20 protein-coding genes and 1 pseudogene are annotated in these 23,115 nt (G+C 51.5%); 12 read left to right on the top strand and 9 right to left on the bottom strand.

Going from position 1 to position 23,115, the window contains the following annotated elements; genetic code table 11:
- The first annotated feature begins 1 nt into the window (after position 1).
- Both H0248_RS06920 and araD read left to right on the top strand, forming a co-directional pair.
- Entirely contained in the window at positions 2-862 is an 861-nt protein-coding gene (locus tag H0248_RS06920; RefSeq protein WP_180785271.1) for an L-ribulose-5-phosphate 3-epimerase, read from the top strand.
- Complete coding sequence (gene araD / locus H0248_RS06915; protein WP_180785270.1) at positions 856-1,557, top strand: L-ribulose-5-phosphate 4-epimerase; 702 nt, start codon at positions 856-858, stop codon at positions 1,555-1,557. Before H0248_RS06920 ends, araD begins: the two co-directional genes overlap by 7 nt.
- Before the next feature lie 46 nt (positions 1,558-1,603).
- Here araD and H0248_RS22085 read toward each other — a convergent pair.
- The 5 genes and pseudogenes from H0248_RS22085 to tkt form a co-directional block, all read right to left on the bottom strand.
- Positions 1,604-1,741: pseudogene (locus tag H0248_RS22085) on the bottom strand (mechanosensitive ion channel protein MscS); the annotation flags it as partial.
- A 104-nt stretch (positions 1,742-1,845) separates the two neighbouring features.
- A complete protein-coding gene (fbaA, locus tag H0248_RS06910) occupies positions 1,846-2,922 on the bottom strand; it encodes a class II fructose-bisphosphate aldolase (RefSeq protein WP_039487408.1) in 1,077 nt (358 codons plus the stop codon).
- 138 nt (positions 2,923-3,060) lie between these two features.
- Positions 3,061-4,224 (bottom strand): phosphoglycerate kinase, encoded by a 1,164-nt coding sequence (gene pgk, locus H0248_RS06905; protein ID WP_010681801.1) that lies wholly within the window; start codon positions 4,222-4,224, stop codon positions 3,061-3,063.
- A 72-nt stretch (positions 4,225-4,296) separates the two neighbouring features.
- Positions 4,297-5,313 carry an erythrose-4-phosphate dehydrogenase gene (epd, locus tag H0248_RS06900; protein WP_014916731.1) on the bottom strand — a complete coding sequence of 339 codons (1,017 nt, stop codon included), beginning with the start codon at positions 5,311-5,313 and terminating at the stop codon, positions 4,297-4,299.
- Between the two features lie 314 nt (positions 5,314-5,627).
- On the bottom strand, positions 5,628-7,622 hold the full coding sequence (gene tkt, locus H0248_RS06895; protein WP_039501599.1) for a transketolase: 1,995 nt from the start codon (positions 7,620-7,622) through the stop codon (positions 5,628-5,630).
- Between the two features lie 413 nt (positions 7,623-8,035).
- Here tkt and H0248_RS06890 point away from each other — a divergent pair, with 413 nt between their 5' ends.
- Positions 8,036-8,788 carry a M48 family metallopeptidase gene (locus H0248_RS06890; protein ID WP_180785269.1) on the top strand — a complete coding sequence of 251 codons (753 nt, stop codon included), beginning with the start codon at positions 8,036-8,038 and terminating at the stop codon, positions 8,786-8,788.
- Between the two features lie 674 nt (positions 8,789-9,462).
- Entirely contained in the window at positions 9,463-10,008 is a 546-nt protein-coding gene (locus H0248_RS06885; protein ID WP_180785268.1) for a helix-turn-helix transcriptional regulator, read from the top strand.
- A gap of 179 nt (positions 10,009-10,187) precedes the next feature.
- Here the strand turns inward: H0248_RS06885 and speA are convergent, their stop codons facing one another.
- The gene (gene speA / locus H0248_RS06880) at positions 10,188-12,170 is read right to left on the bottom strand and encodes a biosynthetic arginine decarboxylase (protein WP_010285791.1); all 1,983 of its coding nucleotides are present in this window, start codon (positions 12,168-12,170) and stop codon (positions 10,188-10,190) included.
- 712 nt (positions 12,171-12,882) lie between these two features.
- Between speA and metK the strand changes: the two genes are divergently transcribed.
- The 7 genes from metK to ruvX all read left to right on the top strand — a co-directional run bounded on the left by metK (position 12,883) and on the right by ruvX (position 18,665).
- Positions 12,883-14,034, top strand: coding sequence for a methionine adenosyltransferase (gene metK, locus H0248_RS06875; protein WP_180785267.1), 1,152 nt, complete (start codon positions 12,883-12,885; stop codon positions 14,032-14,034).
- 248 nt (positions 14,035-14,282) lie between these two features.
- Positions 14,283-14,795: a SprT family zinc-dependent metalloprotease gene (locus H0248_RS06870; RefSeq protein ID WP_180785266.1), complete on the top strand. Its 513-nt coding sequence runs from the start codon at positions 14,283-14,285 to the stop codon at positions 14,793-14,795.
- Between the two features lie 96 nt (positions 14,796-14,891).
- Positions 14,892-15,590, top strand: coding sequence for a deoxyribonuclease I (endA, locus tag H0248_RS06865; RefSeq protein ID WP_180785265.1), 699 nt, complete (start codon positions 14,892-14,894; stop codon positions 15,588-15,590).
- Between the two features lie 304 nt (positions 15,591-15,894).
- A complete protein-coding gene (gene rsmE, locus H0248_RS06860) occupies positions 15,895-16,629 on the top strand; it encodes a 16S rRNA (uracil(1498)-N(3))-methyltransferase (RefSeq protein WP_180785264.1) in 735 nt (244 codons plus the stop codon).
- An 11-nt stretch (positions 16,630-16,640) separates the two neighbouring features.
- The gene (gene gshB / locus H0248_RS06855; RefSeq protein WP_180785263.1) at positions 16,641-17,600 is read left to right on the top strand and encodes a glutathione synthase; all 960 of its coding nucleotides are present in this window, start codon (positions 16,641-16,643) and stop codon (positions 17,598-17,600) included.
- A gap of 82 nt (positions 17,601-17,682) precedes the next feature.
- On the top strand, positions 17,683-18,246 hold the full coding sequence (locus H0248_RS06850; protein ID WP_180785262.1) for a YqgE/AlgH family protein: 564 nt from the start codon (positions 17,683-17,685) through the stop codon (positions 18,244-18,246).
- Complete coding sequence (gene ruvX / locus H0248_RS06845; protein WP_180785261.1) at positions 18,246-18,665, top strand: Holliday junction resolvase RuvX; 420 nt, start codon at positions 18,246-18,248, stop codon at positions 18,663-18,665. The genes H0248_RS06850 and ruvX overlap by 1 nt, the downstream gene beginning before the upstream one ends.
- 64 nt (positions 18,666-18,729) lie before the next feature.
- On the opposite strand, the gene fbp is transcribed toward ruvX, so the two are convergent.
- A complete protein-coding gene (fbp, locus tag H0248_RS06840) occupies positions 18,730-19,734 on the bottom strand; it encodes a class 1 fructose-bisphosphatase (protein ID WP_010285800.1) in 1,005 nt (334 codons plus the stop codon).
- A 169-nt stretch (positions 19,735-19,903) separates the two neighbouring features.
- Here fbp and mpl point away from each other — a divergent pair, with 169 nt between their 5' ends.
- Positions 19,904-21,289, top strand: a complete 1,386-nt coding sequence (gene mpl / locus H0248_RS06835) for a UDP-N-acetylmuramate:L-alanyl-gamma-D-glutamyl-meso-diaminopimelate ligase (protein WP_180785260.1) — start codon at positions 19,904-19,906, stop codon at positions 21,287-21,289.
- Positions 21,290-21,397: 108 nt separating this feature from the next.
- On the opposite strand, the gene H0248_RS06830 is transcribed toward mpl, so the two are convergent.
- Positions 21,398-22,696, bottom strand: a complete 1,299-nt coding sequence (locus H0248_RS06830) for an adenylosuccinate synthase (RefSeq protein WP_014916742.1) — start codon at positions 22,694-22,696, stop codon at positions 21,398-21,400.
- Positions 22,697-22,795: 99 nt separating this feature from the next.
- Positions 22,796-22,996, bottom strand: coding sequence for a DUF2065 domain-containing protein (locus tag H0248_RS06825; RefSeq protein WP_180785259.1), 201 nt, complete (start codon positions 22,994-22,996; stop codon positions 22,796-22,798).
- Between the last annotated feature and the right edge of the window lie 119 nt (positions 22,997-23,115).

Below are 23,115 nucleotides of genomic sequence, written 5' to 3'. Positions count from 1 at the left end.
TATGCGCCAACACCCATTAGGTATTTATGAAAAAGCCCTGCCGAAACACCTGACCTGGCCAGAACGCCTCGCGCTGGCAAAAGCCTGCGGTTTTGACTTTGTTGAAATGTCGGTAGACGAAAGCGACGAACGCCTGGCTCGCCTGCTGTGGAGTAAAGAGCAGCGACTTTCGTTGGTCAACGCGATGCTGGAAACCGGCATTCGCATCCCTTCGATGTGCTTATCTGGGCATCGGCGTTTTCCATTCGGCAGCCATGACGAGGCACTACGCCAGCGCGCCTTTACGATCATGGAGCAGGCCATTCAACTGGCCAACGACGTAGGCATCCGTACCATTCAGCTAGCTGGGTATGACGTCTATTACGAGCAACAGGATGAAAGCACGCTCGCTCGCTTTACAGAAGGAATGCAATGGGCGGTTGAACGTGCCGCCGCCGCGCAGGTGATGTTGTCCGTGGAGATCATGGATACCGCCTTTATGAACTCGATCAGTAAGTGGAAAGCCTGGGATGCCTGCCTGGCTTCACCGTGGTTTACCGTCTACCCAGACGTCGGCAACCTCAGCGCCTGGGGCAACAATGTCACGCAAGAATTACAGCTAGGTATCGATCGTATCGCCGCCATCCATCTAAAAGACACCTTAGCCGTTACCGCAACCTCGCCAGGACAGTTCCGCGACGTGCCATTCGGCGAAGGCTGTGTGGATTTCGTTTCCGTTTTTAGCACGCTGAAATCTCTCAATTATCGCGGTGCTTTCCTAATTGAAATGTGGACGGAAAAAGCTGATGAACCCGTCGCCGAGATCGTTCAGGCGCGCCGCTGGATCGAGCAGAAAATGCAACAAGGGGGAATGCCATGCTAACGTTACAACAGCTCAAACAACAGGTCCTGGAAGCGAATCTGGATTTACCGCGTCACAATCTCGTGACTTTCACCTGGGGTAACGTCAGCGTCGTGGATCGTGACCGCGGTCTGGTGGTCATCAAACCGTCAGGCGTAGAGTACGAACATATGGTCGTAGATGATATGGTCGTGGTCGATTTGGCCTCTGGGCAAACCATCGAAGGTAACAAAAAGCCTTCTTCGGATACGGCGACACATTTAGCGCTATATCGTGCTTTTACCGAGATCGGCGGCATCGTTCATACGCACTCGCGCCACGCCACCATCTGGGCCCAGGCAGGGTTGGATCTACCCGCTTGGGGCACTACACATGCAGACTATTTCTACGGTGCCATCCCCTGTACGCGATTGATGACACAGGACGAAATTGCGCAGCACTATGAGCAGGAAACGGGCAACGTCATTATAGAAACGTTCCGCCAGCGCGGTATCAGCCCGGCAGACATTCCTGCCGTATTGGTCAATGCCCACGGCCCATTCGCCTGGGGTAAAGACGCACACAATGCGGTACATAATGCAGTGGTGCTAGAAGAGATAGCCTATATGGGGATTTTTTCACGCCAGTTGACGCCGAGTATTACCACTATGCAGCAAGTTCTGCTAGACAAGCACTACCTGCGTAAACATGGGAAGAACGCCTATTACGGACAGTAAAGGTAAGGATCAATCAGGGGCCATGCGGCCCCTGTGGTGCAGCATATTATTTAGCTCGTTTCTGAACCTTATGCAGGTGCACATCCATCTGCGGATAAAGAATGGCAATACGGTGCTCATCCAGCACGCATTTAAAGCTTTCCAGCAGATCCCAATACACCGCCTGTGCGTTGCCGTTGGTTGTACACGCCGATATCGGCAGACTACACCAACAATCAGTACGAAAAGCCCCAAAAATTAAGGCTCCCGTAGGAGCCTTAGCATCAAATCATGTTTACGTCGTCTGACTTACAGCACGTCAACAGCATTAAGCTCTTTGAAAGCTTGTTCCAAACGAGTCACCATGCTTGCCTGTGAGGCACGCAGCCACACACGCGGGTCATAGTATTTCTTGTTCGGCTGATCGTCGCCTTTCGGGTTGCCCAATTGGCCTTGCAGATACGCTTCGTTTTCTTTGTAGTATTTCAGGATACCTTCCCACGTTGCCCACTGGGTATCGGTATCGATGTTCATTTTCACTACGCCGTAGCTAACGGAATCTTTGATTTCCTGAGCGCTGGAACCAGAACCACCGTGGAATACGAAGTCCAGGCTGTTGTGCGGCAGGTTATGTTTCTTAGAAACATATTCCTGAGAATCACGCAGGATGGTCGGGGTCAGTTTCACGTTACCTGGCTTGTATACGCCATGCACGTTACCGAAAGAAGCGGCGATAGTGAAACGTGGGCTGATCGCGTTCAGTTTAGTGTACGCGTAGTCAACGTCTTCTGGCTGGGTGTACAGAGCAGAAGCATCCATGTGGCTATTATCCACACCGTCTTCTTCACCACCAGTACAACCCAGTTCGATTTCCAGGGTCATATCAATTTTGGCCATACGCGCCAAATACTTAGAGCAGATCTCGATGTTCTCTTCCAGAGACTCTTCAGACAGGTCGATCATGTGAGAAGAGAACAGCGGTTTGCCAGTCGCAGCAAAGTGTTTTTCACCCGCATCCAGCAGGCCATCGATCCACGGCAGCAATTTTTTCGCGCAGTGGTCGGTGTGCAGAATCACCGGCACGCCGTAGTGTTCAGCCATTTGATGCACATGATGAGCGCCAGAAATCGCACCCAAAATTGCCGCCTGCTGACCTTCTGCTTTCAGGCCTTTACCGGCGATAAATGCTGCACCGCCGTTAGAGAACTGAACGATTACCGGCGCACGCACTTTGGCTGCGGCTTCCAGCACAGCATTGATTGAGTCGCTACCGACACAGTTCACTGCTGGCAAGGCGAATTTGTTTTCTTTTGCTACTGCGAAAACTTTCTGAACGTCATCACCAGTGATGACACCGGGTTTTACGAAATCAAAAATTTTAGACATGTTACGTGTCCCGTTTCGTTGGCCGTGGAGGGGTTAGAGAAATCGATGTTAAATCGACAAGGTTGTCTCGACACGATATTGCGAACATCACCTATCGAGACAACCACAGGAAAGAGGAAAAGCGCCCCTTACCTTAAATTATTGCTTGGCACGTTCTTCCAGCATAACCACTGCTGGCAGTTTTTTCCCTTCGACAAATTCGAGGAATGCACCGCCACCGGTAGAAATGTAGGAGATTTTATCTGCAATACCAAACAGATCGATCGCAGCCAGCGTATCGCCGCCACCTGCGATAGAGAACGCGTCGCTCTCTGCGATAGCACGGGCGATGGTCTCGGTTCCTTTACGGAAATTCGGGAATTCGAAGACGCCAACCGGGCCATTCCACAGGATGGTCTTGGCATTCTTGAGAATTTCAGCCAGACGCTCAGCGGATACATCACCCAGATCCAGAATCTGCTCTTCGTCTTTGATTGCCGTAACGGACTTCAGCGTTGCCGTTGCAGTTTCAGAGAATTCTGACGCAACACGCACATCGCTCGGTACAGGAATATCACAGGTTTCCAGCAGCTTCTTCGCTTCAGGAATCAGATCGGCTTCATACAGGGATTTACCCACGTTGTGGCCTTGTGCAGCAACGAAGGTGTTGGCGATACCGCCACCGACGATCAGCTGATCGGCGATTTTAGACAGGGAATCCAGCACGGTCAGTTTAGTGGAAACTTTAGAACCACCCACGATAGCGACCATCGGACGTGCTGGCTCGCTCAAGGCTTTACCCAGCGCTTCCAGCTCACCAGACAGCAGCGGGCCTGCACAAGCGATAGTGGCAAATTTACCCACGCCGTGGGTTGAAGCCTGCGCACGGTGTGCCGTACCGAATGCATCCATTACGAACACATCACACAGCGCCGCGTATTTCTTGGACAGGACTTCGTCGTCTTTTTTCTCGCCTTTGTTAAAGCGGACGTTTTCCAGTACAACCAGCTCACCTTCGGCGACATCAACACCGTCCAGGTAATCTTTCGCCAGACGCACAGGAGAAGATAGTTTTTCTTTCAGGTAGTCAACGACAGGCAGCAGAGAAAATTCTTCGTTGTACTCGCCTTCGGTCGGGCGTCCCAGGTGGGAGGTGACCATAACACGAGCACCTTGTTTCAGCGCGATTTCGATGGTCGGCAGAGAGGCACGGATGCGCGCATCAGACGTCACTTTCCCTTCTTTTACCGGTACGTTCAGATCCGCACGAATAAGAACACGTTTACCAGCCAGATCCAGATCGGTCATCTTAATTACAGACATGGTGAATCCTCTTGTTGATTCTCTTTTAAAGTTGCTTGAGCGAGATAGCGACCCCAGATCGCCACCGTCGTACTAGAAACCGCTGGCCGCCATCGCCCGTGTTGTATCCAACATCCGGTTGGCAAAGCCCCATTCGTTATCGCACCAGACCAATGTTTTAATCAGATGCTGACCACTGACCCGTGTCTGCGTGCCGTCGACAATGGCACTGTGCGGATCGTGGTTAAAATCAGCCGACACTAACGGCAATTCAGTGTAATCAACTATACCACGAAACGACTCATGCGCTGATTTTTGCAATAGTGCGTTAATTTCATTCACATTTACAGCTTTCCTGACGCTAACGCTCAGGTCAATTGCCGTGACGTTAATCGTCGGTACCCGCACCGAGATCGCCTCAAAACGATCGACAAACTGCGGAAAAATACGGGTGATCCCCGCCGACAGTTTAGTATCTACCGGAATGATCGACTGGCTGGCGGCGCGTGTACGCCGCAGATCGTGATGATAAGCATCGATCACCGGTTGATCGTTCATCGACGAGTGAATCGTCGTCACCGTCCCATTCTCGATACCAAACGCATCATCCAGCAGTTTGATTACCGGGATAATGCAGTTGGTCGTGCAGGACGCATTGGAAACAATGCGGTGCCCGCTTTCCAACTGGTGGTGATTGACACCAAACACCACCGTCGCATCCAAATCCGTCGTTCCCGGATGAGAAAACAGCACTTTCTTCGCACCCGCCGCCAGATGGGCTTCTCCATCTTCCCGGCTGCCGTAGACGCCGCTGCAATCCAGCACGATATCGACACCGAGTTCTCGCCAGGGCAATGGCTGAATCTCTGCCTGATGCAACAGACGAATACAGTCATCACCGACATAAAGCTGGTCGCACTCCTGACGCACATCCCACGAAAAACGGCCGTGGCTGGAATCATACTTGAGCAAATGCGCCATACCTTCCGCGCTCGCCAGCTCGTTAATAGCCACAACGGTAATCTCGGCTCGGCGGCCTGATTCATACAACGCACGTAAAACACTGCGGCCAATGCGGCCAAAACCGTTTATCGCAATACGGATCGTCATGGCGTTCTTTGTGATTCCTTGTGTCGTGGCAGGGTTACCCAGCACATAGGATATACCCTTCTTAGACACCAGAGAACCCCTGGAGAAACGCCGCCAGCACAAAAACTGAAACGCTTCAGCTAGCATAAACGAATTAACGCATAAAAGAAATATTCTCGTCTGGCACACACAAGAAGAGTGACCTACGTCATAAAAATGAAAAAACCGCGATCGAGGGGCAGGCAAAGCGCATCAAGAGGTAGGTGAAACTAAAGATGAAAAAAAGCCGCCAGCGCTAGCTGACGGCTTCTCATATAGAGATTAATGCGGCGTGATTACTTCAGCAGTGCCTGCGCTTTTTCAACGACGTTATCGACGGTGAAGCCGAATTCTTCGAACAGCAGCTCAGCCGGAGCCGATTCGCCGAAGCTCGTCATGCCGACAATCGCGCCGTTCAGGCCGACGTACTTGAACCAGTAGTCCGCAATACCCGCTTCAATCGCTACGCGTGCCGATACCGCTTTCGGCAGCACCGCTTCACGGTAAGCTGCATCCTGCTTGTCGAACGCATCTGTAGACGGCATGGACACCACGCGCACCTTGCGGCCGGCGGCAGTCAGTTTGTCATATGCGCCGACAGCCAGTTCAACTTCAGAACCGGTGGCAATCAGGATCAGCTCAGGTTGACCCTCGCTGTCTTTCAGCACGTAGCCACCTTTCGCCACGTTCGCCAGTTGCTCAGCGGTACGTGACTGCTGTGCCAGGTTCTGACGGGACAGGATCAGCGACGTCGGGCCGTCCTGACGCTCAATCGCGTATTTCCACGCCACCGCCGTTTCCACCTGGTCTGCCGGACGCCAGTTGCTCATGTTCGGCGTGACACGCAGGCTGGCCAGTTGTTCAACCGGCTGGTGTGTCGGGCCGTCTTCGCCCAGACCAATGGAGTCGTGGGTGTAAACGTAAATGCTGCGGATTTTCATCAGCGCCGCCATGCGCACGGCGTTACGCGCGTATTCCACGAACATCAGGAAGGTCGCGGTGTACGGTACAAAACCACCGTGCAGCGCAATCCCGTTGGCAATCGCCGTCATACCGAATTCGCGCACGCCGTAGTGGATATAGTTACCCGCGTGGTCTTTATCCAGTGAAACAGAACCGGACCAGATAGTCAGGTTGCTCGGTGCCAGGTCGGCAGAGCCGCCCAGGAATTCCGGCAGCAATTTGCCGTAGGCTTCCAGCGCGTTCTGTGACGCTTTGCGGCTGGCGATTTTCGCCGGATTCGCCTGCAAATCGTCGATAAATTTCTGTGCGTCCGCCTGCCAGTTGGCCGGCAGTTCACCGCCAGTACGGCGTTTGAACTCGGCAGCCAGCTCAGGGTACGCACTGGCGTAGGCGGCAAACGCCTCATCCCAGGCCGCTTCCTTACGCTGACCGGCCGGTTTCGCATCCCAAGCAGCATAGATATCAGCAGGGATCTCAAACGGCGCGTGCGCCCAGCCCAGCTGTTCGCGGGACGCTGCTACTTCCGCATCACCCAGCGGTGCACCGTGGGAATCGTGCGTACCGGCCTTGTTCGGTGAGCCGAAACCAATCACGGTTTTGCACATCAGCAGCGACGGCTTGTCGGTCACCAGTTGGGCTTCACCGATAGCGCGTTTGATAGCGTCCGCATCGTGACCGTCCACGCCGCGCACCACGTGCCAGCCGTAGGCTTCAAAGCGGGCGGCGGTATCATCGGTAAACCAGCCTTCAACGTGACCATCGATAGAGATGCCGTTGTCATCATAAAACGCAGTCAGTTTGCCGAGCTTCATGGTGCCGGCCAGCGAGCAGACTTCGTGGGAAATCCCTTCCATCATGCAGCCGTCACCCAGAAACGCGTAGGTGTGATGGTCGACAATCTCATGACCCGGGCGGTTGAACTGCGCGGCCAGCGTGCGCTCGGCAATCGCCATACCCACTGCGTTGGCAATCCCCTGACCCAGCGGGCCGGTGGTGGTTTCAACGCCGGCGGTGTAGCCGTATTCCGGGTGACCCGGCGTTTTGGAGTGCAGCTGGCGGAAGTTTTTCAGTTCTTCAATCGGCAGGTCGTAGCCGGAGAGATGGAGCAGGCTGTAAATCAGCATGGACGCGTGGCCGTTGGACAGCACGAAGCGGTCACGGTTGGCCCAGTTAGGGTTGGCCGGATTATGGTTAAGATAATCGCGCCACAGCACTTCGGCGATATCGGCCATGCCCATCGGTGCACCCGGGTGACCGGATTTGGCTTTCTGCACCCCATCCATGCTCAGCGCGCGGATAGCATTGGCAAGTTCTTTACGAGAGGACATGCTTGACTCCAGATCGGATTGAACGACTGCCCTTCCTGTATAATCATTAAAAATCAATAATTTAAACAAGAATGACAAAATAAATATGATTACAAATGTACATGAAAAGCAGAGGGAATGCACATGGAACCGTGAGCAAAAAACAGGGATTTATCGGCTGAGGAATCAATGACGGTTCTTTTACCAATTAGGCAGTTGATTACAGCGCCATACACCATGTTTTCTAGTAGGTTCACCTTTATCAACCGCGCCTTTTTGGAACACACCAAAAACAGAAATTCATCGTCGACGATGATAGAGGAAGACAGACAAATCAGATTTTCCGATCTATTTATCACTATCGTTTTCGGGTACCTTATAGCCGCTTTTTGGGTATTAAAAAAATAAACATTAATCGTATGGAGATGATTTTTATGGCTATTCGTTCTTCTGTACTGGCGCTGTGTGTAGCAACCTTGCTGACTGGCTGCCAGAACCTAAACACCAATACCTTGATGCAATCTGGCGTGCAGGCATTTCAGGCGGCGACGCTCAGCGATGCTGATGTTAAATCACTCAGCAATCAGTCCTGTGAACAAATGGATAAAGAAGCAAAGATTGCCCCTGCCGACAGCAAGTACACACAGCGCCTGAATAAAATTGCAGATGCGCTGGGTCATGACATCAACGGTACACCAGCCAACTATAAGGTTTATCTGACAAAAGACGTTAACGCCTGGGCAATGGCTAACGGCTGCATCCGCGTCTACAGCGGCCTGATGGATATGATGAATGACAACGAGGTAGAAGGCGTTCTCGGCCACGAAATTGGCCACGTTGCGCTCGGCCACACGCGTAAAGCGATGCAGGTTGCCTATGCAGCGACGGCTGCACGTACTGCCATTGGCTCTGCGGGTGGCGTAGCGGCATCCCTGTCACAATCTCAACTCGCCGATCTGGGAGAAAAACTGGTTAATTCTCAATTCTCTCAAACTCAGGAAACGCAGGCAGATGACTATTCCTTCGATCTGCTGAAGAAACGTGGCGTCAAGCTGGAAGGTCTGGCAAGCAGCTTTGAAAAACTGGCCAAACTTGATGCCGGTCGTGAAAGCAGCATGTTCGATTCCCATCCTTCATCAGAAGGGCGCGCCAAACACATTCGTGAGCGTATCGCTGCCGAGAAATAATCACACACGCTGATTACTCGCAAAGAACACACACGGGGCAATTGAAAAAATCTCAATTGCCCGCTAGTCATCCGACCACTATCATCCCCATCATATTCACGGTAAGCTGCGACATAACCGCTATCTCCAATCCCTTCTATGCTCAAAATGATAGGATTTAAGAATTAATAGATATAAATAGATAGCTATTTTCAATCGCATTTACTCTCCGTTCTCTTTTTAAGAAACGAATCTCGGCAGATTTCCTGATGCAGGGAGCCGCAATCCGCGAATGCGCAGCATACAGAAAAACAGGCAATCGCGATTAGCACAGAGACTTACGTCGCAATAAACAAGAATGATGGAGTAACCCCCTGTATTTAAAGATAGAAATAAACCAGTAAATCAAGCATACTATGTTAAACCAATAAAAATTTTTCCAGTTTGATCATATAGATATATGATAAAACCTGTTGCCGCGCCCGCAGGTTTCTCTATAGGCTCCACCTTTTAGCGATTCAAAGGCAGTTTAGGATCGTGATTTCTTAATAACTGGATAACATCAGCAACGATTATTGGTTTATGGCCACTTTCAGACAATAAACTCATATGTGTTAAAAATCATGGATGTGAGAATTTTCAGTAAATGCAATTTTACCACGGTAGGATTACGGGAAATCCTATCGAGTATCCCTATGCTCTCGATAAAACCTGTCAACCGGTTTACGCTACAGCAAGGAAAGAAGAAATGTATTTTCATCATTGACGGTAGCAGCGAGGGTTTTGAGGAATACTACGAGTCGATAAAAACTCACTTTTATAATATGGCCTCATCGTTCATTATCATCAATAATTCCCCCAATCACCCTCCCGTGTGCATTGACGAAAAAACGATTCTTATTTCAAAGTCAGCCGCCATCGATTCTTTTTATAAATTACTCGATTTCGTCCACCTTCACGACCGCCGTTTATTCAGTCCTGTCAGGCTGTCAAAATCTGAATATGCCGTATTCCAGTATTGGTGTGCGGGTTACTCAGCAGAAACGATTGCCGACATCATCGGGCTAAATAAGAAGTCTGTACTGAACAGCAAATCACGATTACTGAATAAATATGGCGTTCAGGATAAAAACTCTTTACTACTTATTGCTAAAATTATCTTCAAAGACAGCGTCATTGAAGAATTTGATTCCCTTCCAAAACCAGCAGCCGATATCAATATGAGTCATTCGATTATCTAATCGACAGACGAAAAAAAGGGATGCTCACTCGCATCCCTTTTTACTCAGTCATATACCCGTCATACTTCAAGTTGCATGTGCGTTGGATACGTTCACTCACCCGAATCACTTACCAGTGTAAGTTCATCGGGATTCCTTCTCTTGCCGCCTTCCTGAAACTCGAATTATTTAGGGTATACTCACTCTTCATCTTCCAAATAAGTATAACCGTACAGCCCGCTTTCAAACTCCTCCAGGAACTGCGCCTGAAGTTCGGTATCCAGATCGGTTTCTTTCACCTGATCGCGGAAACGGGTCATCAACACTTTGGGGTCAAGCTGCACATACTCCAGCATGTCAGCAACCGTATTCCCTTCGTCAGATTCTTCAATCTCAACGGTGCCATCCTGGAAGACAAACACGTCAACGGTCGACGTATCGCCAAACAGGTTATGCATATTCCCCAGGATTTCCTGATAGGCACCGACCATGAAGAAACCCAGCAGCGGCGGATTTTCTGGATCGTAAGGCGGCATTGGCATCGTCGTCGCGATCCCATCACCATCAACATAATGATCGATCGTACCATCGGAATCACAGGTAATATCGAGCACGACAGCACGGCGCTCAGGCGGCTTGTTTAGCCCTTCCAACGGCATTACCGGGAACAGCTGATCGATCCCCCATGCGTCCGGCATGGATTGGAACAGCGAAAAGTTGACATACAGCTTGTCAGCCATCCGTTCCTGTAATTCATCAATGACCGGCCGATGCGCACGGTTGCTCGGATCCAGCTGTTCCTGAATCATCTGACAGATGCTCAGATAAAGCTGCTCTGCTTTCGCGCGCTGCGTCAGATCCAACATACCGTGCGTGTATTGGGTATGCACATCGTGCAAGTCCATCTGGCTGTCGTGCAGCCATTCACGCAGTGAACGACGTTTCCCCGGCTGCTTGATTTCTTTCCAAGTTGACCACAGGCTCTCCAGCGCACGCGGAGCGCCTTCTTCCGGCTCAGTCGGGTCACTGAACTCGTTGCGTTCCACACCGATAATATTGGAAACCAATACGGTATGGTGCGCAGTTACCGCGCGGCCAGACTCGGTGATGACCGTCGGATGCGGCAACCCATGTTCGTTACAGGCATCACCGATGCCCCAAATCACGTTGTTGGCATATTCGTTCAGGCCATAGTTCACTGAACAATCGGACTGAGAGCGCGTGCCTTCATAATCCACGCCCAACCCGCCACCGACGTCGAAGCACTGGATATTCACGCCCAGCTTATGCAGTTCAACGTAGAAGCGCGCGGACTCACGCACGCCCGTCGCGATATCACGGATATTCGCCAACTGCGATCCCAGATGGAAATGCAGCAGTTGCAGGCTATCCAACTTCCCAGCCTCACGCAGCATCTCAACCAGTTGCAGCACCTGGACCGCCGCCAGACCAAACTTGGATTTTTCACCGCCGCTGGATTGCCACTTGCCCGACCCCTGAGAAGCCAGACGCGCACGGACACCAAGACGTGGCACCACATTCAAGCGCTCGGCTTCTTCTAGCACCAGCCGGATTTCGGACATCTTCTCGATGACCAGATAAACCTTGTGGCCCAGCTTTTCGCCGATGAGTGCCAGACGGATGTATTCACGGTCTTTGTAGCCGTTACACACAATCACCGTGCGGGTCATGCCTGCGTGGCCCAGTACCGCCATCAGCTCCGCTTTTGAACCCGCTTCCAGACCCAACGGTTCACCGGAATTAGCCAGTGACTCAATGACGCGACGATGCTGGTTAACCTTGATCGGATAAACCAGAAAATACCCGCCTTCATAACCAAACGATTCGCGAGCCTGTTTAAACGCAGCGTTAATAGAACGCAGGCGATGCTGAAGGATTTGCGGAAAGCAGAACAGCGCAGGAAGGCGCTGATGGTTATCTTTCTGCATATCTTTGACCAGTCTGGCCAGATCGACGCGAGCTTCTGGTACGTCAGGATCCGGGCACACGCTAATATGGCCGAGCTCATTGACGTCATAGTAATTATTGCCCCACCAGGCAATATTGTAAGTACGAAGCATTTCGCTGGCATTACGGTCATTCATGGCAACCTCCTGCATAGAGCGCAAATTTTCATGTTTACCCGTCGCTGACGAGCCGTGATGAATCATGTCGTCAGACATAACGAACCTCTTCTTTTTCTAGACTACTGATCACATCAGTACCTGAATAATAAACAGCCCACATGAACATACCTGCAACATGCGGCATCGACAGTGAAAAAACCGGCGTAGTGAAGTATGCCGTCACTTTATTACTCTTATTAGTGTAAAACACGTTGTCAGGCTCCGTGTTACGGGTCGATAAAACTCGTTGTGAAAATCACCGGGCGAACGTGACCAGAAAGACGCTAAACGCTTCTGGCAGCAAGAATAACAGGCAGGTTAACCAGCCCTGGAGTCCTGTGTCGAATTTAAAGACAGGCTACGTCGAGAAACGGAAAAGAAGGGTTGAGTCGCGGACGCGGTAGCGTCAAAAGGGACATATTGCGAACGCAATATACTCAGTAAACAACGGATCATTAATCCTACCACCTCCACGTGCGCCGCAGGCTATGCGGTCAGCTATCAATAAAAAATTCAAGATGTCGCGGGTTGCATCACCGCTCGCCGTTTATACCGACATGCTGCTGGAAAAGCAAAATGAAAATTACCGCTAGTCATCTCTTGTAAAAGAAAAAACGGCCGATGATAAAAGAACGATGGCGCGCTAATGCGAAAAACTACTGGCACTGAGGCTAAAAGGTGACCTAGAATAGCCATCCAGATGTTAATCCGTCTATACTGATTAACTGATACACTGCTTAACGGCTTTGATTTGAAGGTAAAGAAACTCATGGCTAAACACCTTTTTACGTCCGAGTCAGTCTCTGAAGGACATCCTGATAAAATTGCTGACCAGATTTCTGATGCGGTTCTCGACGCCATTCTGGAGCAAGACCCAAAAGCGCGTGTCGCTTGTGAGACTTATGTAAAGACCGGCATGGTGTTAGTCGGTGGTGAAATTACCACCAGCGCCTGGGTCGACATCGAAGAAATTACCCGTCGTACCGTGCGTGATATCGGTTATGTCAACTCTGAAATGGGCTTTGACGCTAACTCTTGCGCCGTACTGAGCGCGATTGGCAAGCAGTCTCCTGATATTAATCAGGGCGTTGACCGCCGCGATCCGCTTGAGCAAGGCGCAGGCGATCAGGGTCTAATGTTCGGTTACGCGACTAACGAAACCAACGTCCTGATGCCCGCACCTGTGACTTACGCACACCGTCTGGTTCAGCGCCAGTCGGAAGTCCGCAAGAGCGGCTCTCTGCCGTGGCTGCGCCCGGATGCAAAAAGCCAGGTTACGTTCCTGTACGACGATGGCAAGATTGCCGGCATCGATGCCGTGGTACTGTCTACCCAGCATTCAGAAGACATCAGCCAGAAAGATCTGCATGAAGCGGTGATGGAAGAGATCATCAAACCGGTTCTGCCTGCAGAATGGCTGTCTGCCAATACCAAATATTTCATCAACCCTACCGGACGCTTTGTTATCGGCGGCCCAATGGGTGACTGTGGTTTGACTGGCCGTAAAATTATCGTTGATACCTACGGCGGCGCGGCACGTCACGGTGGCGGTGCGTTCTCCGGTAAGGATCCGTCTAAAGTAGACCGTTCTGCTGCCTACGCTGCACGTTATGTTGCCAAGAATATCGTCGCGGCTGGTCTGGCCGATCGCTGCGAGATTCAGGTGTCCTACGCTATCGGCGTGGCAGAACCAACCTCTATCATGATCGAAACCTTCGGCACAGAGAAAGTGCCTACTGAGCAACTGACGCTGCTGGTGCGTGAATTCTTTGATCTGCGCCCTTACGGCTTAATCCAGATGCTGGATCTGCTGCATCCGATTTATCAGGAAACAGCAGCCTATGGTCACTTTGGCCGCGAACATTTCCCGTGGGAAAAAACGGACAAAGCCGCAGAGCTGCGTGAAGCTGCTGGCCTGTAATCTGGCAACTCAATAAAGGCTATACCCTAAATAATTCGAGTTGCATGAAGGCGGCGACACAGCGAATCCCCAGGAGCTTACACCAGTAAGTGACTGGGGTGAGCGAGGAAAGCCAACACACATGCAGCTTGAAGTATAACGGGTATAAAACGGCGAATGAAAATTCGCCGTTTTTCATTCCGGCTCCCCCGTATTTCCCTCTGGTTCGCCTATTGCGTCTCCCTGCCACTCAATTTATGCTCACAGCAATGAACACACCCCGAATCCCCATTGCCAGCCATCAGGCTGTAATGCGCTGTCTGCGTGATAAATTGCAGCAGGCTAACCTCACCTTGCAGACGGACTACACCGAGCCAACAGTGAATTACCAGCAACGCGGTTCAACGGCAGGAACGGCCTGGCTGCAACACTGGGAAATTCGGCTCAATCCCGTCTTGTTGCAGGAAAATCAGCAGACCTTTATCGATGAAGTCGTTCCCCATGAGTTAGCCCATCTGCTGGTTTATGCACGTTTTGGCCGTGTCGCACCGCATGGCAAGGAATGGCGCTGGATGATGGAAAGCGTCCTCCACGTCCCGGCAAAACGTACACATCGGTTTGCGGTGCAATCCGTACAGGGGAAAACCTTCACCTACCTGTGTGATTGCCAACGGCATGAGCTGACGATCCGCCGGCACAATCGGGTGCTGCGCGGCGAAACAGAATATCGCTGTCGTCGTTGCGGGAAAACCTTACGTCATGATGTAAAAAGTTCTATTTAAAAGGGAATTTCCAGTTTTAAAAACTGCTTTTGCATTTGCCTGCCGACGAGACATCCGGTAGTCTGCCAACTTTACAGCCTGTGGATTATTTGGAATATGCTACGCAAAATTCTCGCTATCGCCGCCGTAGGCGCGGGTCTGTTTTCGGCTACCGCGCTGGGTCAAAACATCAATAATTTTTCGCAGGCAAAGGCCGCCGCTGTCGACATTAATCGCGATGCGCCAGGTTCGTTCTACTGTGGCTGCAAGATTACGTGGCAGGGCAAGAAAGGCACGCCCGACCTTGAGTCCTGTGGCTATCAGGTGAGGAAGAATGAACAGCGTGTCAGCCGTATCGAGTGGGAGCATGTTGTGCCAGCTTGGCAGTTCGGCCACCAGCGCCAGTGCTGGCAGGATGGCGGCAGAAAGAACTGTAACAGCGACCCTGTCTACCGCGAGATGGAAACCGATTTGCATAACCTGCAACCTGCTATCGGCGAGGTAAACGGCGATCGCGGCAATGCCATGTATGGGCAATGGAACGGTGGTGCATCCCAATATGGTCAATGTGAGATGAAGGTCGATTTCAAAAATAATCTGGCAGAACCGCCCGCTCGCGCTCGCGGACAGATCGCGCGTACCTATTTCTATATGCGCGACCGCTATCAGTTACGCCTTTCCAGCCAGCAAACCCAGTTGTTCGAAGCCTGGGATAAGCAATACCCGGTCACCCAGTGGGAATGTACCCGCAATCAGCGCATCGCCGCAAAACAGGGAAACCCAAATCCCTACGTTCAACAGGCTTGCCAGCGCTAGTTCGTCTACCTACTATAGCGAATCTGTTTCCAGCAAAACCACCGCCAGATGACGGTGGTTCAGACCGTTGACAAACCTATTTACAGAACGAGAACGGTGGTAATGGGATAGAAGAGTAAAGCGTTTGCGCTAGGGATGGCGCAATCCGAGCTTACAGGACGTACTTGCAGCGTCTTTACGATCTACCCATTATCACCGCTCAGCGTATTTTGTTCGCAAACTCGGCCACTATTAAACGACGGTGGTTTTACCTATTTCTGGCGTTTCTGCGCCGCTCTATTTCATTCAAAGGTCTTAATTCAGTATGCGAATACCACGCATTTTTCATCCCGAAACGCTCCCCCTTAACGGTGGTGAAGTCGAACTGAGTGACGATGCCGCTAATCATGTGGGTCGCGTGTTACGCATGACTACGGGTCAGTCATTGCAGCTATTTGATGGCAGCAATCATGTCTTTGATGCAGAAATCATCGCGGCTGGCAAAAAGAGTGTGCGCGTTCGCTTCACAGCAGGTAAGTTGGAAGATAAAGAATCGCCCCTACATTTACATCTGGGACAGGTGATGTCGCGCGGCGAGAAGATGGAGTTTACCATTCAGAAATCCATCGAGCTGGGCGTCAATGTGATTACCCCACTGCTTTCTGAACGCTGTGGCGTCAAACTGGATGCCGAGCGTATGGAGAAAAAAATTAGCCAGTGGCAGAAAATTGCGGTTGCCGCCTGTGAACAGTCCGGCCGCAATTGTGTGCCGCTGGTGCGGCCAGCGATGACGCTGGAAGCCTGGTGTGCGGAGCAAGACAACGCGTTGAAATTAAATCTGCACCCGCGCGCCACACAAAGCATCAATACGTTACCACTGCCGGTCGCTCGGGTCAGGCTGCTGATCGGCCCGGAAGGCGGGCTCACCGCCAGTGAAATTACCATGACCTCAGAACACGGATTCACTGATATCCTGTTGGGGCCACGCGTTTTGCGCACAGAAACCACTGCACTCACCGCCATGACCGCCTTACAGGTACGTTTCGGCGATTTGGGGTAAAGGAGAAAAGAATGATCAAACTCGGTATCGTGATGGATCCGATTGACACCATCAATATCAAGAAAGACACCAGCTTTGCCATGCTGCTTGAAGCACAGCGCCGTGGTTGGGAACTGCATTATATGGAGATGAACGATCTCTATATGCATGCGGGCGTCGCGCGTGCAACAACGCGTCGCCTGAGCGTCCAGTACGATTACGACGGCTGGTACGATTTCTCCGGCGAGCAAGATATTGCGCTGGAAGAATTGGATGTGGTGCTGATGCGTAAAGATCCGCCGTTCGATACGGAGTTCATCTACGCCACCTATATTCTGGAACGTGCGGAAGAGAAAGGCACGCTGCTCGTCAACAAGCCGCAGAGCCTGCGTGATTGCAATGAGAAACTGTTCACCGCCTGGTTCCCGCATCTGACCCCCGATACGCTCGTTACACGTCGTGCAGACAAACTGCGTCAGTTCCATGAAAAACACGGCGACGTCATTCTCAAACCGCTCGACGGCATGGGCGGCGCGTCTATTTTCCGTTTGAAGCAGGATGACCCCAACGTCTCGGTCATCATCGAAACGCTGACCGAACACGCGACTCGTTACTGCATGGCACAAAACTATCTGCCGGCAATTAAAGACGGCGACAAGCGCGTGCTGGTGGTCGATGGCGAACCCGTTCCTTACTGCCTGGCGCGTATCCCGAAAAGCGGTGAGACACGCGGCAATCTGGCAGCCGGTGGGCGCGGCGAAGCACGTCCATTAACCGAAAGTGACTGGAAAATCGCCCGTGATGTGGCACCAACGTTAAAAGCCAAAGGCCTGATTTTCGTCGGTCTGGACATCATCGGTGACCGCCTGACAGAAATTAACGTCACCAGCCCGACCTGCGTGCGTGAAATCGAAGCGGCTTACCCAGATGTTTCCATCACTGGCATGCTGATGGACGCCATTGAAAAGCGTCTGGCTGCACGTACCCGCTAAGACCAGAACACCTGACACACCACTCGGCCCGCGCAATGCGGGCCGTTTCTCCAACGCTGACGGATATCGATAAAAATACACAATGAATTTACAGCATCACTTCCTCATTGCTATGCCAGCACTACAGGACTCTGTATTTAAACGTTCGGTGGTCTATATCTGCGAACATAATGAAGACGGAGCCATGGGGCTGATCATCAACAAACCGATGGATCAGTTTTCCGTGGAAAATGTGCTGAAAAAGCTAAAAATAGATCCGACACCGCGCGATCCCACCATTCGATTGGATAAACCCGTCTTCATAGGCGGCCCATTGGCGGACGACCGTGGCTTTATCCTGCATACGCCCTGCCTCGGCTTCGGTTCCAGCATCAGTATTTCTGAGGACACCATGATCACCACGTCAAAAGACGTGCTGGAAACGTTAGGCACGCCTAAACAGCCAAAAAATACGCTGGTCGCCTTAGGCTATTCCGCTTGGGAGAATGGCCAACTGGAAGAAGAACTGCTGGAGAATGCCTGGCTGACGACGCCAGCCGATGAAGACATTCTGTTCCACACGCCGATTGCCGAACGCTGGCGGGCAGCGGCCAGGAAGTTGGGCATCGATATTCATAATATCTCCACTGAAGCAGGACATGCCTGATGAGTAGCAGAACCCTTCTTGCCTTTGATTTTGGGACAAAAAGCATCGGTGTCGCTATCGGTCAGGAAATTACCGGTACAGCGCGTGCACTGACCTCGTTCAAGGCGCAGGAAGGGATACCCGACTGGCAAAAAGTAGAGAAGCTATTGTCAGAATGGCAGCCCGATCTGGTCGTCGTCGGCCTGCCGCTCAACATGGATGGCACCGAACAACCCCTGACGGCACGGGCGCGGAAGTTCGCTAACCGACTGCATGGCCGTTTTGGTATCGCGATTGAGTTACACGATGAACGCTTGAGTACGGTGGAAGCACGTGCCGATCTCTTCGAACGCGGTGGTTTTAAAGCGTTGGATAAAGGTAGCGTAGACGCGGCGTCTGCGGTGATTATTCTGGAGAGCTGGTTCGAAGCACAGCGTTAAAAGACAATCCCGTGTAGCCGAAGATCCGACCACACGGGACTATATTGATGACTAATTAATGTAATTAGGCGTCTGGGAATTCACGGATGAAACGTTCAACGTCATCAACCATGGATTCTGTTCCTACAAAGAACGGTGAACGCTGGTGCAGTTTCTCCGGCGTGATATCCAGAATACGGTTTTTACCGTCGCTGGCCTTACCGCCCGCCTGCTCCGCCAGAAACGCCATCGGGTTGCATTCGTACAGCAAACGCAGTTTGCCTTTCGGATAGCTCGCCGTGCTTGGGTACAGGTAAATTCCGCCTTTCAGCAGATTGCGGTGGAAATCTGCAACCAGTGAACCGATGTAACGCGACGTATAAGGACGCTGCGTCTCTTCATCCTGCTCCTGACAGTATTTGATGTATTTCTTCACGCCGACAGGAAACTTGATGTAGTTCCCTTCGTTGATGGAATACATATTCCCTTTTTCTGGGAAGCAAACTTTTTCATGCGAGAGACAGAACACACCGAGCGACGGATCGTAGGTAAAGGCATGAACGCCGTGACCCGTGGTGTACACCAGCATGGTTGAAGAACCGTAAACGATGTAGCCCGCAGCAACCTGCTGACTACCCGGCTGCAAGAAATCAGCTTCCGTGACTGACGTTCCCAGCGGCGTAATACGGCGATAAATAGAGAAAATCGTACCGACAGAGACGTTTACATCAATATTCGACGAGCCGTCCAGCGGATCCATCAGAACGACATACTTGGCATTTTCCGCCTTATCACCTTCAAAGATAACAATTTCGTCTTCTTCTTCGGAGGCAATACCAGCCACTTCACCACGTGCTTTTAATGCCGCTTTCAGTTTCTCATTGGCATACAGATCGAGCTTCATCTGCACTTCGCCCTGAACATTAGAAATACCGCTGGCTCCCAGGATATCAACCAAACCCGCTTTATTGATATCACGGTGAATAATCTTGGCACCCAGTTTAATAGCAGACAGCAGCGCGGTAAGCTCACCTGTGGCGTGAGAGAAATCGTGCTGTTTTTCGACGATAAATTCGCCTAACGTTTTCATAACACTATTCCAGAATCTACGGATGAAAAGCGGTTTCATTTCTGCACCGCCAACGTTTGCGCATGCAGTGTAGCCCAAAGAGAAAGTGAGTACCTAGTCAAATCCATTTCTTATGGCGGATTCATAGCGTTAGAATGTGACGCAGACTCACTGTGAAGATGGAAAATGTATGCGTATTCATATTTTAGGTATCTGTGGCACCTTTATGGGTGGCCTTGCCCTGCTTGCTCGTTCGCTGGGGCATGACGTCACAGGCTCAGATGCAAATGTTTATCCCCCCATGAGTACCTTACTTGAAGAACAGGGAATCACACTGATTCAGGGATACGATCCGGCACAGCTTAGCCCTGCACCTGATTTGGTCATCATCGGTAATGCGATGACGCGCGGAAACCCGTGCGTTGAAGCCGTACTGGAACAGGGATTACCTTATGTTTCCGGCCCACAGTGGCTGCATGATTATGTGCTGCGCGATCGCTGGGTGATTGCCGTTGCGGGTACACATGGCAAAACCACCACGGCGGGGATGGTCACCTGGATTCTGGAAGATTGTGGCTATCAGCCTGGGTTTGTAATCGGTGGCGTTCCTGGCAACTTCACCGTTTCAGCACGCCTGGGTGACAGCCCGTTCATGGTGCTTGAAGCCGATGAATACGACTGTGCGTTCTTCGACAAACGTTCCAAATTCGTACATTACTGCCCAAGAACGCTGGTGCTCAACAATCTTGAGTTCGATCACGCCGACATCTTTGACGATCTGAAAGCCATTCAGAAACAGTTCCATCATCTTGTGCGACTGGTGCCGGGCACGGGGAAAATCATCCTGCCAGCCAATGACCTTAATCTCAAACAGGTGATGGGAATGGGATGCTGGAGCGAGCAGGAACTGGTTGGCGAAGAAGGCACATGGCGGGCAAAAAAAGTAGCGATCGATGCCAGCCAATATCAGGTTTACCTGAATAAAGAACTCGTCGGTGAAGTCCACTGGAAACTGGTGGGCGAACACAATATGCACAACGGGCTGATGGCCATTGCTGCCGCTCACCACGTTGGCGTACTGCCCGCAGATGCCTGCCGCGCACTGGGTGGATTTATTAACGCACGTCGTCGTCTGGAGTTACGCGGTACGGAGCACGGCGTCACGGTTTATGACGATTTTGCGCACCACCCTACCGCAATTCTGGCGACGCTGTCGGCGCTACGCAGCAAGGTTGGCGGCACGGCTCGGATTTTGGCTGTGCTTGAACCCCGTTCTAACACCATGAAATTGGGGATGTGCAAAAACGAGCTGGCGCCGTCATTAGGCCGCGCCGATGAAGTTTTCCTCTTCCAGCCAGCCCATATTCCATGGCAGGTGGTAGAAGTTGCGGAAGCCTGCGTACAACCCGCTCACTGGAGCGCAGATATTGACACGCTGGTAGAAAACATCGTCAAGACCGCACAGCCTGGCGACCACATTCTGGTGATGAGCAACGGCGGGTTCAGCAACATCCACAATAAGCTGCTGGATGGCCTGAAGAACAAAGCGCAGAAGGCCAAAGACGTTCAGGAATAATAGGTAGAAGCCGTCGTCGTTCACATTACGACGGCCAAACGGCAGATAGCAAAAAGGACGGGAATCCCGTCCTTTTCATCTTCGCATCACCCATTAAGGGTGGCAAAATCAAGCGTCGAACGGATCGCGCAGCACCATCGTTTCGCTACGATCTGGGCCGGTAGAAATAATATCAATCGGCACACCAGTGATTTCTTCGATACGTTTGATGTAGTTCAGCGCAGCCTGCGGCAGTTTGCTGTGATCTTTCACGCCAAACGTGCTTTCAGACCAGCCAGGCATGGTTTCGTAAATCGGCTCAAGACCTTCCCAGCCCTCAGCAGCCAGCGGAGTGGTATCCACTTCGGTGCCGTTCGGCAGGCGATAGCCTACGCAGATTTTAATCTCTTTCAGGCCGTCCAGAACATCCAACTTGGTCAGGCAGAAACCAGACAGCGAGTTGATCTGTACCGCACGACGTACGGCAACCGCATCAAGCCAGCCGGTACGACGACGACGACCCGTTGTCGCACCAAACTCGTTACCTTTCTGAGACAGATGCTCGCCTACTTCTTCAAACAGTTCAGTCGGGAATGGACCTGCACCTACACGGGTAGAGTAAGCTTTAACGATACCCAGTACGTAGTCTACATAGCGTGGACCCAGACCAGAACCGGTAGCAACGCCGCCCGCAGTGGTGTTTGAAGAAGTCACGTACGGATAAGTACCATGGTCGATATCCAGCAGCGTACCCTGCGCGCCTTCAAACATGACGAAATCGCCACGCAGGTGCGCTTTGTACAGCAGATCGGAAACATCAACGACCATGCCTGTCAGAATATCAGCAATCGCTAACACGTCGTCCAACACTTTCTGGTAGTCGACGGCATCCGCTTTATAGTAGTTAACCAACTGGAAGTTATGGTACTCGACGATCTCTTTCAGTTTGACAGCAAAGGTTTCTTTATCAAACAGATCGCCAACGCGCAGGCCACGGCGAGCAACTTTATCTTCATACGCAGGACCGATACCACGGCCAGTCGTACCAATTGCTTTCGCACCACGCGCTTTTTCACGCGCGTTATCCAACGCGACGTGATAAGGCAGGATTAACGGACAGGCTTCAGAAAGCAGCAGACGTTCGCGTACCGGGACGCCACGCGCTTCAAGCTCCGTCATCTCTTTCATCAATGCGTCAGGTGCCAGCACAACACCGTTACCGATGATGCTGACAACATTTTCACGCAGAATGCCAGAAGGAATTAAATGAAGGACGGTTTTTTCACCGTTGATAACCAGCGTGTGGCCAGCGTTGTGTCCGCCCTGATAGCGCACAACATATTTAGCCCGTTCAGTCAGCAGGTCAACGACCTTGCCTTTACCTTCGTCACCCCATTGGGTGCCCAGTACGACGACGTTCTTACCCATTTCAAGAATCACCAGGTTGCTTAAAAAAGGATTCTACCATCTCATTTGGATGCTTTCAGTACTTTTAGCACACGATTGCGCACATTTTTCTGCTTAATTTTAGCCACCCATCCGGCTACGCAACATGTAGTAGATCACGCACCCTGCAACAACTATTCCGCCGCCAAAACGGCGCAAAATAGTATCTGGCAACTGCGCTATTCCCAACATCATACGTCGCCAGAGACGGGGGAACAGCAGCGGCCCCAACCCTTCGAGCACCAAAACCAGCCCGAGCGCCAGCCAAATCGTTGAATTCATAACCCCCCCTTTCCCGCTTAAAGTACGAACAGGACAAAACGCTTAGATTTGTCTCTGCCAGAAAATGGCAAAAAAAAGCCCGGAGAAAGAACCCGGGCTTGATGAGACGTTAGTGAATG

The sequence above is a fragment of the Pectobacterium brasiliense genome (assembly GCF_013449685.1).
GTDB lineage: Bacteria > Pseudomonadota > Gammaproteobacteria > Enterobacterales > Enterobacteriaceae > Pectobacterium > Pectobacterium brasiliense_A.
The sequence above is the reverse complement of the archived record's forward strand: the minus strand, read 5'-3'. Positions and strand labels throughout refer to the sequence as shown.

Bases quoted from the DNA above. Each gene is read 5' to 3' on its own strand.
- H0248_RS06920 (WP_180785271.1), top strand. From the start codon at position 2: ATGCGCCAACACCCATTAGGTATTTATGAAAAAGCCCTGCCGAAACAC.
- araD (WP_180785270.1), top strand. From the start codon at position 856: ATGCTAACGTTACAACAGCTCAAACAACAGGTCCTGGAAGCGAATCTG.
- fbaA (WP_039487408.1), bottom strand. From the start codon at position 2,922: ATGTCTAAAATTTTTGATTTCGTAAAACCCGGTGTCATCACTGGTGAT.
- pgk (WP_010681801.1), bottom strand. From the start codon at position 4,224: ATGTCTGTAATTAAGATGACCGATCTGGATCTGGCTGGTAAACGTGTT.
- epd (WP_014916731.1), bottom strand. From the start codon at position 5,313: ATGACGATCCGTATTGCGATAAACGGTTTTGGCCGCATTGGCCGCAGT.
- tkt (WP_039501599.1), bottom strand. From the start codon at position 7,622: ATGTCCTCTCGTAAAGAACTTGCCAATGCTATCCGCGCGCTGAGCATG.
- H0248_RS06890 (WP_180785269.1), top strand. From the start codon at position 8,036: ATGGCTATTCGTTCTTCTGTACTGGCGCTGTGTGTAGCAACCTTGCTG.
- H0248_RS06885 (WP_180785268.1), top strand. From the start codon at position 9,463: ATGCTCTCGATAAAACCTGTCAACCGGTTTACGCTACAGCAAGGAAAG.
- speA (WP_010285791.1), bottom strand. From the start codon at position 12,170: ATGTCTGACGACATGATTCATCACGGCTCGTCAGCGACGGGTAAACAT.
- metK (WP_180785267.1), top strand. From the start codon at position 12,883: ATGGCTAAACACCTTTTTACGTCCGAGTCAGTCTCTGAAGGACATCCT.
- H0248_RS06870 (WP_180785266.1), top strand. From the start codon at position 14,283: ATGAACACACCCCGAATCCCCATTGCCAGCCATCAGGCTGTAATGCGC.
- endA (WP_180785265.1), top strand. From the start codon at position 14,892: ATGCTACGCAAAATTCTCGCTATCGCCGCCGTAGGCGCGGGTCTGTTT.
- rsmE (WP_180785264.1), top strand. From the start codon at position 15,895: ATGCGAATACCACGCATTTTTCATCCCGAAACGCTCCCCCTTAACGGT.
- gshB (WP_180785263.1), top strand. From the start codon at position 16,641: ATGATCAAACTCGGTATCGTGATGGATCCGATTGACACCATCAATATC.
- H0248_RS06850 (WP_180785262.1), top strand. From the start codon at position 17,683: ATGAATTTACAGCATCACTTCCTCATTGCTATGCCAGCACTACAGGAC.
- ruvX (WP_180785261.1), top strand. From the start codon at position 18,246: ATGAGTAGCAGAACCCTTCTTGCCTTTGATTTTGGGACAAAAAGCATC.
- fbp (WP_010285800.1), bottom strand. From the start codon at position 19,734: ATGAAAACGTTAGGCGAATTTATCGTCGAAAAACAGCACGATTTCTCT.
- mpl (WP_180785260.1), top strand. From the start codon at position 19,904: ATGCGTATTCATATTTTAGGTATCTGTGGCACCTTTATGGGTGGCCTT.
- H0248_RS06830 (WP_014916742.1), bottom strand. From the start codon at position 22,696: ATGGGTAAGAACGTCGTCGTACTGGGCACCCAATGGGGTGACGAAGGT.
- H0248_RS06825 (WP_180785259.1), bottom strand. From the start codon at position 22,996: ATGAATTCAACGATTTGGCTGGCGCTCGGGCTGGTTTTGGTGCTCGAA.